Origin of the sequence: Streptomyces sp. URMC 126, from assembly GCF_051386555.1 — a bacterium.
Taxonomy (GTDB): domain Bacteria; phylum Actinomycetota; class Actinomycetes; order Streptomycetales; family Streptomycetaceae; genus Streptomyces.
The window spans coordinates 1-275 of sequence record NZ_JBPQTX010000852.1; the positions used below are offsets into that span (position 1 = coordinate 1).

General features: G+C 71.3%; 1 pseudogene. It reads right to left on the reverse strand.

The features are described 5' to 3' along the window. Positions 1 to 246: pseudogene (locus ACSNOK_RS34205) on the reverse strand (DUF2993 domain-containing protein); the annotation flags it as partial. Positions 247 to 275: the final 29 nt, after the last annotated feature.

A 275-nucleotide genomic window follows, 5' to 3' on the forward strand; every position in this document is an offset into this window, starting at 1 on the left:
GTCCTCCACCTCGACCGAGCTGTGCAGGGTGAGCTCCACGAGGGTCAGGTTCACATCCAGTCTGACCTGGTTCCTCGCGGCCCGCTCCGCGCCTGCGTAGGCGAGGGAGGCGCCCTTCGTGCCCGCCTCGGTCAGGTCCTGGTAGCTGATCCGCGCGCTGCCGGCGGCGCGGTCGGCGACGGCGGAGGAGAAGTTGTCCTCCAGCCGCACGTCGCTGAGGCGCACGTCCACCTCGGTGACGTCCACGTCGCGTCCGCCGACCTGGACCGTCAGCC